Below are 16,217 nucleotides of genomic sequence, written 5' to 3' on the forward strand. Positions count from 1 at the left end.
ATATTTTCTTAATAAAAAACTAGTAAGTCTAATATTCTATAATTTAGCTATCGTTAGAAAATTAAGATCTTTGTAAACAAATTCCAAAACCAAATGAAAAAAATCCTCATTTTATTGTTTGTTACCGTTATTAATAACTCTTTTTCTCAAACCGGAAAAGTGTATTTAAAAGACTCTAAATTTAATATTGGAAAGGAAAACACGTATATTTATGAACCTCCCACAGGGATCGAAATTCCTGACCAATCAAAAGCCAGAATAATCTACGCATCTAATAACGAAGATGGTATTGAATTTAAAAAATTAGTCAAAAAAGACAAATTTTACGAGTTTGCAATAAAAGTACCAGATTCTTCCAGAACGATTTTGTTAACTATCAATAATGATCAAAAAGTAATAGATGACAATAGTGAAAAAGGATATTCTGTACTTTTAAGAACTCAAAACAAGACTGAATTAAGTAAAAGTTTGGCCAACGAAATTTCTATGAGAAATTATGGCTTTTATGGTTTAAAACTAAAAACGGATAATAAACCTGAAGTCATGGTTGCTGACTATGAGGCTTTGTTTGCAAAATATCCAAATTTAAAAAATGATAAATCTTTTTACAAGTATCTTGGTCAAAAAGAACAAATAAGTAAAGATAAAACCAAACCGGAATTTTTAGCTTTTGCCCAAAAATGCATCAGGAAAAATACTGAAGAATATTTAATATTAGCTTCAAATATTTACGGCAGAACCGAAATGGTAAAAGAAAAAGAAATACTGGATCAGAAAATTTTAAAAAAATATCCTGGTGGTGAACTCGAAAAAACGAAATTTCTTAATGAATTCTTATCTAATCCCAATAAAACCGAAGCCTCTATTCTAGCATGCATGAATACCGTAAAAACGAAGTATCATGATACCTCTGAAAATACATTATTTACTTTCCAGTATTTTTTAATGAATGTTTACCTCCAAAATAGAGATTTTGAAAAAATAATTAATTTAGAAAATACCTTAAAAAATAAATTCGCAATTACATCCAGCTATAATCAAACTGCATGGGAATTGTCAGGGCAAGATTTAACAACACCCGCAAAGGATATTGAATTTGCCGAAAAAATTTCAAAAAGATCTCTCGATATTCTTCATGAAAATCAAAAAATAACTAGTAATTCTGAATATGAAAGTATGTATAATATGTTTGCAGATACTTATGCATTGATCTTATACAAAGAAGGTGATTATGACGGAGCTTTTAAATATCAGGAAATTGTTAGAGGATTCAATGGTTTTGATTCCGGCGGAAAAGAACGTTATTTAGCCTATATGCAAAAGGTGAAAAGCAAAGATGAGGTCAATAAATATATTGAAAACGAAATCAACAACGACCAACTTGTTCCTCCTGCATTTTTATCTACATTAAAAACGAATTATACCGCACAAAATATTCCGTTGGATCAATATGAGAAACTAAAGCAAAAAGCCGAATTGTTGACCAAAACCAAAATGGAAGAACAGGTTATTGCAAGATTTGGAAGTGCAACAGCTTCAAATTTCTCGCTTAAAAATCTGGAAGGAAAAGAAGTCAACCTTTCTGATTACAAAGGAAAAGTAGTAATTCTTGACTTTTGGGCAACCTGGTGCGGACCATGCAAAGCTTCTTTTCCTAAAATGCAGGAATTAGTGACTAAATATAAAGGTAAAAATGTAGAGTTTTTGTTTGTAAATACTTTTGAAAAAGGAAAAGAAGAAGACACTTTTAAAAAAGTCAATACTTATATCTTAGATAAAAAATACAGCTTCAACGTTATATTTGATTATAAAACTGATGTTGCTTCTAACTACAAAATTGAGGCTATCCCAACAAAAATACTTATTGATAAAAACGGAAAAATTATTACTGGTGATGCTTCAGATTCAACTCTTATCGATTTAATTGATCAGCAATTGAATTAAATTTAAATCGCTCCACGATGAATTCTTATGAAATGTTATACGGATATGCTCAGAATTCGCATCCGTAATCTTATTCATGGCAGCAACTTCGTAAAATTAGTATAAAAGTAAAAAAGCTTCAGGTTTCTCTGGAGCTTTTTCTCTTCTTTTTGTTTGCATAGCATTCATATAAATGCCAAAAGCCTCAATCAAATTAAAAATCCTTTTTATAATTTGTGGTTAATAAATTATACATTTGAAATAAATAATGTGTGAAATTTATCACAGATATTTAGCCAAATTTGGATGGCTTTTGTGTTGTTTTGTCCCATATATAAATAAGGTATATATAATGTTATGAGAACAATAATATTAATTTTCACACTAACGGTTTTGACAACATTAAATTTGTTTGGACAGAATAAACTTCCGAAAAATTTAAAACAGACTGTTCAATATTTGGATAAAGATTGTTCAGACAGCGTAAAAAACAAAATCAAAACGATTCACCAAGATAGTCTTATTTATGCTGTTTATCCGTTTGCTAAAACCGAACCATACAGCAACTATAAAACAATATTTGATTGGACAAGTGATGAAAATGGTAATCCAAAAATTACAAAGTATTTAGAAAACAAAGGGATTTTTGATTATCAATCAGAAGTCTTACTATATTCATTTAGACAATATTTACTAAATGGAAAAATCAACGAAAAAGAAATACTTAATAAGTATATTGAAAATCAGAAAAAATCAGAAGAAAAAGACAAAATAAAGTTTGTAACAGATACTATAAATGGTATTTATATACCAAAAGATTTAAATGATTGCTTTAAACAGATAAATTCTTTTTGGAATGACAGCACAAAAATACAAGTAAAAAATTGGAAAGAAGATGAGTTTGCTGGTAAAGTACATTTAGGTTTTGGAATGTGGATAAGAAATAATTGGCAACTTTGGGGTGGTTCAAGACTTTCAAAATACTTCAACGACTTGGGAATTCACCATCCAGATGATATGTCAGGAATTATTTTAGATAGTTATCACAGATATTTAAATAAAACAGATATTAAACTTGAAGAACAAGTAAAATATTATCAAGAGTACTGGGGAAATTCTAAAAAAGCAGAACAGAAAAGAAAAGAAGAAGAATTTATCAAATACAAAATTGGAAAAACACTCGAATTCAATTATAATAAAGGCTATGTCAGTAAAGAACAAGAAAATAAATTTGACAATGACATTTGTATTGCTAAATGCATAATTACTGAACGCAATGAAAAAGATTTTCTAATTAAAGTGAAAATTATTGAAACTTGCGACAAAAAAGGAATTATCTATTATGACAATGAAGGATATAGAATTTATGACCCAAAAACAAAAAAATGGAGTAATCCACCAAAAAGAATTATAAAAAGAATCAAATCAAATCAAGAGCAGTGGTTTGAATATAAAGATTGGGAAACTATAGAATAATGAAAAGTCCTATATCTAATAGTCCCTCGCTGGCGCTGGCGTCCCGCTAGTGACGTAAGTATTTAAAAACAAAAAAGCTCCAGATTTCTCTGAAGCTTTGTTTTAGAGTGGGAAGTATTCAAATATCTGAGCAGTTTTTTGAATATTATTACAGGATTACTGCATTTCTTAAGGTAGTTTTGATAACAATAACCTGATGTTACCTAAAACAAGTTTAGGTTCATCAAGTTGAATAAAATGTCCTGACTTTATCGTTTTTATATGTGTAAAATCTTTTACTCCTGCCTTAAGTGATTCTTTAGAGTCGTACCATAATTGTCTATCAGCTGAATCATGTTCAGCATCAATTTTCATGCTTGTTATTGCGATAACCGGAACGTCAGGCAAATTAGGCAATCCTTCCATATATTTAAAATCTTCTATTAATTGCAGAGTTTCTAATGCTATTCCCGAATTTTCACCATAAGTAGCTTTATAAATATTATAAAATGAGTCTATCTGACTCTGTGAAAAATGGTTGTATTTTTCGTGAGAAGCATCAACAAATACTAAGCCGGCAACTTTTTCAGGATTTTTTATAGCAAAATCTCTAATAATCAATCCGCCTATTGAGTGTCCTACCAGGAGTACCTTTCTGTCGTTTGCAAATTTATCTATGACCTTTTCAAGCTCACTACTTAATTTACTGATATTTCTAGGTTCAGTGTCATATTCTGATTTTCCGTAACCAGCTCTGTCATATAATAAAACGTCAGAATCTAAAAAATTAGATATGGATAAGATCTCTGAAGATTTTCCGGTGCTGTACCACGACGTATGATCGTTTCCATGACCAGATTCAAAAACAACTAAATATTTTGATTTTTTTGATACAAAGTAGGTCATCAGTTTATGTGTTCCTAAATCGATTACAGTTCCCGGATATTCGGGAGAATCTTTTTTATCATCATCAGAGCAAGAGACAAAAGAGAGTGTATAAATTATAAAAGTTAAAAGACATAATAATCTAATAATAGCTTTATGTAGCTTTGATTTGGGGTGTGTTTTTCTTAAGGTCATTTGTAATTTTTAGTTTTTGTTGAAAGTAAAATCGATACAAATATTAGTATTATTTACCATGAAAAAGTTCTGATTTATGAATCAGAACCTATTTAAAAACTAGAAATTTCCTGTTCGCAAAAAAAATCATATCCCAGCGAGGATTGCTTTTTTAAATTCAGATGGAGTTTGATTCGTATGTTTCTTAAAAGTAGTATTAAAGACTGTTTTAGAATTAAAACCAACTTCAAAAGCAATTCCCATTAAACTCAAATGCTCCATATTAGAATCCTGAATCATTTTTTTTGCTTCTTCGATTCGATACGTATTAATAAATTGATAAAAATTCTCATTACAGCCCTTATTTATTATATAAGAAAGCAGATGAGTTGAAATATTCAATTGTGAAGCCAATTTAAATAAGCTTAACTCCGGATCCAAAAAAGGTTTTTTATGATCCATTACCTGGATTAAATTGGATTTCATCTCTGTTAATTCATCATCAGAAATCAATTTTTTCTGATTGTTTTTCAAATCAGAAGTTTCATTTATAAGGACGTCAATTTCCTTTTTTTCTTCTTTATTAAGCGGTATAATTTCTTTTTGTTTTAAAGAAAAATAGGCCATAAAAAAAATGCAGACAAGATAAACCAGACTAGCAAAATGGTCAAATAAAACACTCGTTCTTGCTAATTTAAAAAATATATCAATTAACCAAAGGCTGGTAATTATCAACACGCATATTACTACTTTCTGCAGCCATTTTAAGTTGATCGTATCGATGTTAGAAGTGTACAGAAACAATTTTTTTTGATAAGTAGTTATTTCTCTGTACGCCATAATAGCATAAGTAATAACCTGAAAACAAAAAATTAAATTAAAAGCGGTAATGATTATAACGCCATTTTTTTTATCGGTATCAGTAGAAGGTTGCTCTACATTAATGAGAACTGAAACTAAAAGTAAAAATAGCATTATAAAAGCAAATGCAAAATGCAAATTATCTTTCGTTCGCCATTTTCTGTTAGGATTAACAAAATAAGCAACAGTAAAATAAAAAACCGGGGCTACTATATAATCCGTTAATGCCAAAAAGTCATTTATAGGCATTCGTGTTTTTAAAAACTCAGTTTTTTCTAATAAATCATTAAACTGAATAATGAATATACACAAAATAAAAGAACCAAACCATCGATTAGCCTTACTGTTTACTTGATTAACATTAGTAAAGATTAAGAATGCCAGTAATAAAGTCGTTCCCGCAACAAAGAAGCTGATTAGTTGATCCATTAAAAAAAATAATACATATATGTGTTTGATATTTTCTTAGAAAGATAAAATAAACAAATATATACAAATCAAAGTGTTTTCTTTTTAATTGGTATTCTAATAAAAAGTTAGCCTAAAAAAGAGAATATAAATAACAAATTCTTTAATAATATAATATGCTGCCCCCGCTGGCGCGAGCGTCCCGCTAGTGAACGTAAAGTATTTAAAAATAAAAAAGCTCCAGATTTCTCTGAAGCTTTACTTAGTAGCCCTAACGGGACAATTCTCGAACCATTTTGTGGATGACTTAAAATAAATAAATATTATTTTATATTAATTTCCATATTTATTTAAAATTGATTTTAGTCATTTATAATATTGAATCAGTGGAATAAAACTCTGCTTATTTAGTTCTTATTTTATTCTCAGAAATTAGAACTAATTAGAGTTTAAACAAGAATTGACCTGACATAAAGTTTTATACTATTGAAATTGCACTCATATATGTACTAAAGGATTCAATAAATATAAGTTGCTTGAATATTGTTAAGTAAATATCCTATTTTTGAAAACAAATAAACACTGACATTTGTCAGACATAGCAACCCGCTTTAGGGTATATAAGTCTGATTTTATCAGACATATATACAAGTTAGCAGTAAGTATAAAATGAATCCGCCAAAATGAATAAAAGAACAAGAGATATATTTGAAAATCTAAGAGGAGATTGGATTTTAAATAGGACAATTGAAGACTTAAAGCTCAATGAGATAAACACAGCTAGTGGAAAAGCTTCGTTTCAATCAAACTTTGATGATATTGATTTTTTGTACTATAAAGAAATAGGAAAGCTTTTATTGAAAAAAGGAGGTAAGTCAATTAACTTCACTCGTAAATATATCTACAAAATAGTAGAAGACCGAATAGATATAATATTGGATGATGGAGTTACAAAAGGTAAATTATTCCAAACTCTTATATTTGAGAATGATAAAGACGAATTAAATGGCTCTGAGCATATTTGTAAACTTGATAGACATAATGGTAGATATTTTTTTATAGACGAAAATAATTTTTATATTGAATTTACAATTAAGGGGCCTAAAACTAATTTATTAATTAGAACAAATTATAGTAAAGAAAAATAATGCCTACTGCTAACAGCCGTTTGGCCAGATTGAGGTTTTAGGCTTAATTGAAAGATGGTCTTGTATTTGGGAAATTTGTGTTTAACCGAAAAATCTCGCATTTTTATTCCCCCGCTCCCGCTGGCGCGAGCGTCCCGCTCGTGAACGTAAAGTATTTAAAAATAAAAAATCTCCAGATTTCTCTGAAGCTTTTTCTCTTAGAAGCCTAACGGGACAATTTTCGAACCATTTTGTGGATGACTTAAAATAAATAAATATTTATTGTATATTAATTTCCATATTTAAAATTGATTTTAGTCATTTATAATATTGAATCGGTGGAATAAAACTCTGCTTATTTAGTTCTTATTTTATTCTTAGAAAGTAGAACTAATTAGAGTTTAAACAAGAATTGACCTGACATAAAGTTTTATACTATTGAAATTGCACTCATATATACTAAAGGATTCAATAAATATAAGTTGTTTGAATATTGTTAAGTAAATATCCTATTTTTGAAAACAAATAAACACTGATATTTGTCAGACATAGCAACCCTCTTTAGGGTATATAAGTCTGATTTTATCAGACATATATACAAGTTAGCAACCATTAATTTCGAACTCGTATGAAAAAGACATTTTTGATTATAATGATTATTTTTAGTAGTTGTAAAAAAAGTGTAACAGAATTTGAGTTTAAAACAAAAGATCGAAATATTTTAAATAATGTTAGTTTGTTAAATCAAAAATGTGAAGAGTTATTTCTTAAAAGTTTTTCAGAAAAAGAATTCGAAAAATATTTCAAACTTAACTCTAAAGAGACTTATTTACGATGTGGAGAAAATAAATTTCGGCTAAATGATTCTGTAAATTGTAAGCCAAACTTTTATAGAATTTCCTATGATTTTAGTTTTGAAAATAAATTCCAAGAAACAATCGAAATTGATTTTGATTCTTTGAATAGGCAAATTAATGTAAATACAGATTTACTGAAAGGTTTACGTAGGTTTGCAGACAATAAAATTAAAATAAATAGACAAACGGCTTTAGAGATCGCAAGGAAATATGAAATTTCAGGAGAAAATATAAACATATTCTTTAAGATTTATAAATATCCCAAATCAAGTCCGAAATACAAATCAAAAAATTCTATTCTTTATTATTGGGAAATAACCAACGAATGTAACCATTGCAATTCAATATCAATCGATGCAGAAAGTGGAAATGTATTTGAAGAACGAAAATCTGAATACGTATATTAACGGTTGCTAACAGCCGTTTGGCTAGATTGGGTTTTTATGCTGAATTTAAAGATAGTTTTGTGTTTGTAAAATTATGTTCAACCGAAAAATCTCGCATCTTTAATCCCCAACCTCGCCAAGCGCCAGAACGTTATAGCCAATGGTGCAAAAATCGAAACAACAATGAAAATCCCGACAATACACGGATATATCGACAGAAGAATTTTAATCAACTTCACAGCTGACCCAAAATCGGTGGAGAAAATTATTCCGTTTCCTTTTAGGCCAAAACTATACAAAGACAAAGCTATCGTTGGAATTTGCTTAATCAGACTGAAAAACATAAAACCAAAAGGATTTCCTGACTTTGTTGGTGTAAACTCTGAAAATGGCGCTCACAGAATTGCAGTGGAATGGGATGAAAATGGTGAAACAAAATCAGGAGTTTATATTCCAATATCACGCTCTTCATCAAGTGTAGGTATTGATCCCGTTAGATTATCTATAGGAAAAGGTGTAATTGAAAAAGATGCAAAAAGTGCAAGTATACAAAGTCAATAATTGAAATATGAAAAGGAGACTAATTTTGTTTGGATTAATTATAATTATTTGTACTTCAGTAACAAAATATACTTATTTAGAAAATCAAGATGATAAAGTTCTTTGGTCTAGTAAAAGAAAATTAGTTTGGGGTGATTTCACAGGGGCTATTCCTGAAACAACAGAACCATTCGTGAAAGCTATAACAGGATATTCTATTAAACTAAAGTACGAACGTTTAGATGATATTGTATTAAATTATAAAGTCGAAAATTATTTTATAAAAAGTAAATCTTGGACTATTACTACAGATACTCAAACTTTAGCACACGAACAACTCCATTTTGACATTGCTGAATTATATGCAAGAAAAATTAGAAAATCATTTGACAGTCTGGTGGTTAAAAATAATAATAATGTTTATATCTACAATGAAATTTACAATTTAAATATTTCAAAATGTGATAAATACCAATATTTATATGACCACCAAGTTTCTGGTAATTTTAAAAATCAGCAACAATGGTTCAAGAAGATCGGAACTGAATTATTAAGATTGAAGAAATATGAATATATTCCAGAAAAATAATGGTTATAGAAAAAAGAATTCCGCTATCCGAAGTCTTCTCATAAAAAACTGCGCAAATGTCTAACTTTGCGCTTTTTTTGCAAATATTAAATTTTATTTCAACTTTTATAAATTATTATAATGAAAAAAGCTCCAGATTTTTGTGAAGCTTTTTGTCTTAGTAGTTCGCCCCGGCGAAGACTCGAACCTGTGTCCGCGGCGGCGGATATAAGCCCGATGAGCTGAAATTTATTGCATAAAAAAAGCTCCAGATTTCTCTGAAGCTTTACTTAGTAGCGGGAACAGGACTCGAACCTGTGACCTTCGGGTTATGAGCCCGACGAGCTGCCTACTGCTCTATCCCGCGATGTTTCGAGTGCAAAGATACGCCGATTTTTAAGAAATCCAACGAAAACTTTAAAAAATGTTTTATTTTCTGTATTGAGTTGATATGACTACCTTTGCAAATTAAATAATACACAAATGTCACATAAAGCAGGTTTTGTAAACATCATCGGGAATCCAAACGTTGGAAAATCAACATTGATGAACGCCTTTGTTGGGGAAAGATTATCTATCATTACATCAAAAGCACAAACAACTCGTCATCGTATTCTTGGAATCGTGAATGGCGAGGATTTTCAACTTATATTATCGGATACTCCCGGAATCATCAAACCCGCTTATGAAATGCAGGAATCGATGATGAACTTTGTAAAATCGGCTTTTGAAGATGCTGATATACTGGTTTATATGGTCGAAATAGGAGAGCAGGACTTAAAAGACGAGGCTTTCTTTAATAAAATCATTCATGCTAAAATTCCGGTTTTGTTATTGTTGAATAAAATCGACAACTCAAATCAGGAACAATTAGAAGAGCAAGTAGCATTTTGGACAGCAAAAGTGCCAAATGCTGAAATTTTCCCAATCTCGGCTTTACAGAATTTTAATGTTCCGGAAGTTTTTGGAAGAATCATCGAATTGTTGCCGGAATCACCGGCATATTACCCAAAAGATCAATTAACAGACAAACCGGAACGTTTTTTCGTAAACGAAACCATTCGTGAGAAAATCTTACTGAACTATAGCAAAGAGATTCCGTACGCGGTTGAAATCGTAACGGAAGAATTTTTTGAAGACGAAAAAATTATCAGAATTCGTTCGATCATTATGGTAGAACGCGAAACTCAAAAAGGAATTATTATTGGACATAAAGGTGCGGCTTTGAAAAAAGTAGGAACCGATGCTCGTGCTGATTTAGAAAAGTTCTTCGGGAAACAAATACATATTGAACTGGTTGTAAAAGTGAACAAAAACTGGAGAAGCAATGCCAATATGCTGAAACGTTTTGGATATAATCAATAATTTTTTCTAAACGCCAGATCATAATTTATGCAAGTTTCAACGAAGTATTCAATACCAATATGTTTGGGACTTATAGTGATTGTGGGTTTGGCTCGTCTTTTTGGTACAGAAGAGAAAGCAATTCCCTCTAAACCTGTAATCAAAAAAACGGAAACTATTGTAGAGAAAGATTCTGTAGCTTTTGATACAATGGCTTGTTGTGATCAAGAAGTGAGATTGTTTTTAAGCGAATTCATAAAGCAATTCCAGACCAATAAGGCTTCAAATATTAATAAGTTCATTGATAAATCTAACGGATTGGCCATATTTGTGAAAGATGGCTATTATCCTATTTTAAGCTTTCCTAATAAAATTGATGACTGGATCGAATGGTTTGATTTTAAAATCTATGAGAATATAGAATTTGGAAAATTTCCTGAATATCTGGGAGACGGCGAATTTAAAAAGACAGGTTTTTATTATGTGAAATACCAGAATAAATTCCGTTTGGATGATTTTGAAGATACTTATAGTAATCGGTCAGATGAGTATAAAAAGCCATTTCGAAAGCTTGAAAAGTTATGCAATTACAGAGCCGATGTAATGTCGATAGATAAAAGCAGGGTTTTGACATTGTATTTTAGTATTCATAAAAATAATAAATATTTGGTTGGAATTACTCAGGATGCTGTAGATGATGTTTTGTACACAGCTCCGGAAAAAGAGTTTGTGCCAATAGATACAGAAAAGCAAGTCGAGGCGTTTTTATCAAATAACAGAAGGTTTTGCGATGTAGAGAATAAAGCATATGTTGATTTTGATAAAAAAGAACTTCTATACTGGGATTTTGGTGATGAGCCTTTTCCGTTTAGTAAATATAAAATAGGTCCTTTGAATGTTATTTCGGCAAAAATTAAAATTCGGGATATTACATTTTTTAATGTAAAGGAAGACGATGGACTTACTTTAAAATTATCCAATAAAGGTGATTTTAGTTCTTACAGAATGGGAGCAAGGCCGCAATATATTTATGAAAAGTGTAAATAATTTCAGAAATACTTAGTTGGAAATTAAGAGGTTGAAGTTTTTCTAGAGGTTGTAAAATAGATTGTTGATACAAAACAATTATTAATTTTTGATGTTGACTGAATTTCTTTATACCCCGAAACCCTAGCCCTGATAGAAGTGGAAATCCTTTTTCTGGCTGCTGCCAGCCAGGAAAAGATTGAAACGGATAGCAGGAAACAGCTCCCGAAAATAACAAGAATAACAATAAAAATCTTAGGTACTTAGAAACTTAGCGACTTAGTCACTTTTTTAACTACCTTTGCAAAAAATTAAAATTAAGCATTTTGGATTACAAGGGATTAGGTTTTTAGGGAACTAAAAATCTGAAATCTAAAATCTGAGATCTAAAATTCAAAGAAATGAATAACATTGTTGCGATAGTAGGAAGACCTAATGTAGGGAAATCAACCCTTTTTAATAGGCTGATACAAAGAAGAGAAGCTATTGTAGATTCTGTATCTGGGGTTACCCGTGATAGAAACTATGGTAAAAGCGAGTGGAACGGAAAAGAGTTTTCTGTAATTGATACCGGTGGATACGTTCGCGGATCTGATGACGTATTTGAAGGTGAAATTCGTAAACAAGTGGAGCTTGCTATCGACGAAGCTGATGTTATTATTTTTGTGGTAGATGTTGAGGAAGGAATTACACCAATGGATGATGTTGTTGCGCGTTTATTGCGTAAAGTGACAAAACCGGTTTTATTGGCTGTAAATAAGGTAGATAACGCAATGCGTGAAAAAGATGCAATTGAGTTTTATAACCTTGGTTTAGGTGAATATTTTACGTTTGCGAGTATATCGGGAAGTGGAACAGGAGATTTATTAGATGCTTTAATTGACTCTTTTCCAGAAAAACCAGAACCAGTTCAGGAAGAAGTAGTTTTACCTCGTTTTGCTGTTGTAGGGCGTCCGAATGCTGGTAAATCTAGTTTTATCAATGCACTTATTGGTAAAGAACGTTTTATGGTAACGGATATTGCTGGAACTACACGTGATGCAATTGATACAAAATTTGATCGTTTTGGTTTTGAATTTAACCTGGTTGATACTGCGGGAATCCGTCGTAAAGCTAAAGTGAAAGAAGATTTAGAGTTTTACTCAGTTATGCGTTCTGTACGTGCGATTGAGCATGCTGATATTTGTATTTTGGTTATTGATGCAACACGTGGATTTGAAGGTCAGGATCAAAGTATTTTTTGGCTGGCAGAGAAAAACCGTAAAGGTGTTGTAATCTTAGTAAACAAATGGGATTTGGTAGAAAAAGATACCATGTCGACTCGTGATTACGAAGAGAAAATCAAGAAAGAATTAATGCCTTTTACTGATGTGCCAATTTTGTTCGTTTCGGCTTTAACGAAACAACGTTTATTGAAAGCATTAGAAGCTACGGTTACGGTTTTTGAAAATAGAAAACAAAGAATCCCAACTTCTAAATTCAACGAATTTATGCTGAAGGTGATCGAAGCTTATCCGCCACCAGCGACAAAAGGTAAATATGTAAAAATTAAATATTGTATGCAGTTGCCAACTTTAACGCCTCAGTTTGTGTTTTTTGCCAATATGCCACAATATGTTAAAGAACCATATAAAAGATATCTTGAAAATAAAATTAGAGAAAATTGGGACTTTTCAGGAGTGCCGATCGATATTTATATTAGAGAAAAATAAAAGTAAAAGTCCTCAGAAATGGGGACTTTTTTTATGTCTTTTTATTAATCCAAATATTTTTATCAAGGTTAATGGCACACTGTTTGCGTAAATGTTGAGCTTACAATTAAACCTTTTGACTCTACTCGAGTCTTACTATTTTTAACCAACCATTTTATGACCAAAATTTATTATTTTCTAATTTTCTCGCTTTTTTGTTATTCGGCAAGTGCCCAGAATGAAATTGTCCTTAAAGGAACCGTTGTAGATATTAATACGCAATTACCGCTGGAGTTGGCAACTGTTTATTTTACAACCGTAAAAGATTCTACTGTAATCGAATATGCTACAACCGATAAAAACGGATCCTTTAGCATAAAAACCAAAAAATACGACAAGCCTATTTTCTTAAAGGTAAACTATATGGGTTATCAACCCTATTTTGAAGAAGAAAAAGGACTTCTGGAAAGCAAAGACTTTGGCAAATTGTATTTATTGGAAGCTGCAAATGCTTTGGATAATGTGGTGATAAAAAGTGAAGCTCCGCCTATTACCATAAAAAAAGATACTCTGGAGTTTAATGCCGCTTCGTACAAAGTAAGGCCAGATTCTAATGTAGAAACTTTGCTGAAACAATTGCCTGGTTTTGATGTGGGTACAGATGGTAAGGTTACTGTAAACGGACGCGAAGTAAATCAGGTTTTGGTAAACGGAAAAACATTTTTTGATAAAGATGGTGCCATTGCGTTGAAGAATCTGCCGGCAGAAATCATTAAAAAAATTCAGGTTTCAGATTTTAAAACTAAGAAAGAAGAACTTTCGAAGCAGGAATCGACTTCGGATTATTCGAGTATAAATATCACAATTGACGAAAAGAAAAATAAAGGTTATTTCGGGAAAATTCTTGGAGGATATGGCTCTGATGATCGTTACGAAAGCAGTCTTTTATTGAATTATTTCAACAATAAGCAAAAGATCAGTGTTTTAGCTTCATCCAACAATATCAATTCTACAGGTTTTGCAATGGATGAGGTATTTGATAATATGGGAGGCGGCCGAAATGCAAAAGGCAACAGTGGAGGCGGCGGCAGTTCAGGAAGTGGTAAAGGTATCACGCAGTCGAATTTAGTAGGACTTAATTATTCTGATGACTGGTCGGAAAAATTGATGGCAATGGGAAGTTATAATTTTTCGAATTCAATTAATAATAACGATAGTAAATCTGATCAGGTTAGTTTTTTACCAACCGGAAATATTGCCACTTCATCAGATTCTAAAACAAGAAATGAAAATACAGGAAATAACGTAAATTTTGAATTAGAATATAAAATTGATCCCACAACGAGATTGGTTGTGGTACCAAAATTCAATCAATCCCGTTCGAATAGTAATTCGACTTCTTCTAGTTTTTCTGAGGATGAAAACGGCGAAGCTTTGAATGAAAGCACAGCCAAATCATATTCAGAAAGTGACAATACTACTTTTGGCAACACGATCAACTTCAATAAAGCTTTTAAGAAAAAGGCCCGTAATTTTAGTGTTGTTTTTGATAATAACAATGCCAAAACAGATGCTGAGGCTTTGAATCTTTCTCAGACTATTTTTTATAAGGATGCTAAGCCAAATGATGATCGTAATCAGAAAAGTAATAACAAAAATACTACTGATAATTATTCTCTTGAACTTGAATATACAGAGCCTGTAACAGATTCATTGAGAATAAGGTTTGGGTCTGATTTTGACTGGAACAAAGATATGAAAGACGTAAAAACATTCGATTTTGATGCTGCATCGCAATCGTACAGTAGTTTAAATGATTCTTTGAGCAATTATACGACTTCAAAGCAAAATTCGTTTAGTCCCAAAATTGGAATTACCTGGCAAAAAAGTAAATATACGGTCAATTTGAATTCGAGAACTTCCATTGTAGAGTTTGATAATCATTCGTTATATCTTAATAATGCAACCGATTTAAACAAACGATATGCTTTGCCATACGGAGATTTTCAGGTAAGGTATAAGTTTAGCCGTTCAAAGAATTTATCATTCAAATACGATTATTCAAATGCACTTCCTACAGCGGTTCAATTAATGCCGGTTTTAAATTTAACCAATCCATTAAATACCATAACAGGAAATCCTGATTTGAAGCCCATCGAAAAAAACAGTGCTAATTTTAGTTTTAGAAATTACGATTTCCGTACGCGTTCCGGTTACAGTTTGTATGTAAAAGGAGATTATTATAATAACGATGTGGTTTCGACTTCTATTTATGACGATAGCGGAAAAAGAACTACTACTTATGTAAATATTTCGGGAACTTATATGGCTTCGATTGGTGGAAACTGGAATCAATCGATAAAAAGAGACGCTCATGTTTTACGATATGGTTTTGGGTTAAACGGTAGTTATTCATTCGATAAAGGTTTTACCAATGCTATTTTGTACAATGCAAAATCTACGGCTGTAACGCCAAAAGTAAACTTGACTTATGAATATGGAGAATTGCTTATTATCTCGCCATCGTATAGTTTATCATACAATCAGACCAATTATGAAAACTCTTCGAGAGATGCCAGTTCGAATGTAGTACACAGAATCAATTTGCAAACGACAAGTTATTGGCCAGCCAACTTAATTTTCGGAAATGATTTTGGATACACTTACAATTCAAGTATTTCGAGCAACTTCAAAAAAGATTTCTATTTGTGGAATACCAGTTTATCTTACGGATTTTTTGATAAAAAAGTCTACGCAAAAGTGAAAGTTTATGATGTTTTAAATCAGAATCAAAGTGCTACAAGAACTATTTCGGCAACCTCTATTCGTGATGAAGAAAATACCGTACTGAAACGTTATGTAATGTTCTCTGTAAGTTATAAAATAGGAAACTTTGCCGGTGCTGAAAAAGGAGGGAAGAAGAGACAGAGAATGGATTAGAAAAAGGTTCAGAGTTTCAAAGTGACAGAGGT

At 31.2% G+C, this 16,217-nt stretch carries 12 protein-coding genes and 1 tRNA gene; 10 read left to right on the plus strand and 3 right to left on the minus strand.

The genetic code is table 11. The features are described from left to right. Positions 1 to 93 precede the first annotated feature (93 nt). Both LNP81_RS10395 and LNP81_RS10400 read left to right on the plus strand, forming a co-directional pair. Complete coding sequence (locus tag LNP81_RS10395; protein ID WP_230035594.1) at positions 94 to 1,944, plus strand: TlpA family protein disulfide reductase; 1,851 nt, start codon at positions 94 to 96, stop codon at positions 1,942 to 1,944. A 336-nt stretch (positions 1,945 to 2,280) separates the two neighbouring features. Further along, positions 2,281 to 3,399, plus strand: a complete 1,119-nt coding sequence (locus LNP81_RS10400) for a DUF6794 domain-containing protein (RefSeq protein ID WP_230035595.1) — start codon at positions 2,281 to 2,283, stop codon at positions 3,397 to 3,399. Positions 3,400 to 3,567: 168 nt separating this feature from the next. Here the strand turns inward: LNP81_RS10400 and LNP81_RS10405 are convergent, their stop codons facing one another. Next, positions 3,568 to 4,458 carry an alpha/beta hydrolase gene (locus tag LNP81_RS10405; protein ID WP_230035597.1) on the minus strand — a complete coding sequence of 297 codons (891 nt, stop codon included), beginning with the start codon at positions 4,456 to 4,458 and terminating at the stop codon, positions 3,568 to 3,570. Between the two features lie 126 nt (positions 4,459 to 4,584). Then, the gene (locus LNP81_RS10410) at positions 4,585 to 5,727 is read right to left on the minus strand and encodes a helix-turn-helix domain-containing protein (protein WP_230035599.1); all 1,143 of its coding nucleotides are present in this window, start codon (positions 5,725 to 5,727) and stop codon (positions 4,585 to 4,587) included. 662 nt (positions 5,728 to 6,389) lie between these two features. Between LNP81_RS10410 and LNP81_RS10415 the strand changes: the two genes are divergently transcribed. The 4 genes from LNP81_RS10415 to LNP81_RS10430 all read left to right on the plus strand — a co-directional run bounded on the left by LNP81_RS10415 (position 6,390) and on the right by LNP81_RS10430 (position 9,205). Further along, entirely contained in the window at positions 6,390 to 6,854 is a 465-nt protein-coding gene (locus LNP81_RS10415) for a DUF6314 family protein (RefSeq protein WP_230035601.1), read from the plus strand. A gap of 607 nt (positions 6,855 to 7,461) precedes the next feature. Then, positions 7,462 to 8,097 (plus strand): hypothetical protein, encoded by a 636-nt coding sequence (locus tag LNP81_RS10420; RefSeq protein WP_230035603.1) that lies wholly within the window; start codon positions 7,462 to 7,464, stop codon positions 8,095 to 8,097. Between the two features lie 162 nt (positions 8,098 to 8,259). Next, positions 8,260 to 8,637, plus strand: a complete 378-nt coding sequence (locus LNP81_RS10425) for a DUF2071 domain-containing protein (protein ID WP_230035607.1) — start codon at positions 8,260 to 8,262, stop codon at positions 8,635 to 8,637. Positions 8,638 to 8,644: 7 nt separating this feature from the next. Beyond that, a complete protein-coding gene (locus LNP81_RS10430) occupies positions 8,645 to 9,205 on the plus strand; it encodes a hypothetical protein (protein WP_230035609.1) in 561 nt (186 codons plus the stop codon). A gap of 273 nt (positions 9,206 to 9,478) precedes the next feature. On the opposite strand, the gene LNP81_RS10435 is transcribed toward LNP81_RS10430, so the two are convergent. Beyond that, positions 9,479 to 9,551: transfer RNA gene (locus LNP81_RS10435), tRNA-Met, on the minus strand. Between the two features lie 116 nt (positions 9,552 to 9,667). On the opposite strand from LNP81_RS10435, the gene era reads away from it, so the two are divergent. From era to LNP81_RS10455, 4 genes are all read left to right on the plus strand, one after another. After that, positions 9,668 to 10,549, plus strand: a complete 882-nt coding sequence (era, locus tag LNP81_RS10440; protein WP_056194996.1) for a GTPase Era — start codon at positions 9,668 to 9,670, stop codon at positions 10,547 to 10,549. 63 nt (positions 10,550 to 10,612) lie between these two features. Beyond that, positions 10,613 to 11,575, plus strand: coding sequence for a hypothetical protein (locus tag LNP81_RS10445; RefSeq protein ID WP_230035611.1), 963 nt, complete (start codon positions 10,613 to 10,615; stop codon positions 11,573 to 11,575). Positions 11,576 to 11,955: 380 nt separating this feature from the next. Further along, positions 11,956 to 13,266, plus strand: a complete 1,311-nt coding sequence (gene der, locus LNP81_RS10450; RefSeq protein ID WP_065448301.1) for a ribosome biogenesis GTPase Der — start codon at positions 11,956 to 11,958, stop codon at positions 13,264 to 13,266. A gap of 156 nt (positions 13,267 to 13,422) precedes the next feature. After that, entirely contained in the window at positions 13,423 to 16,185 is a 2,763-nt protein-coding gene (locus LNP81_RS10455) for an outer membrane beta-barrel protein (protein ID WP_230035613.1), read from the plus strand. Positions 16,186 to 16,217 lie beyond the last annotated feature (32 nt).

Origin of the sequence: Flavobacterium piscisymbiosum (assembly GCF_020905295.1) — a bacterium.
Classification (GTDB): Bacteria; Bacteroidota; Bacteroidia; order Flavobacteriales; family Flavobacteriaceae; genus Flavobacterium; species Flavobacterium piscisymbiosum.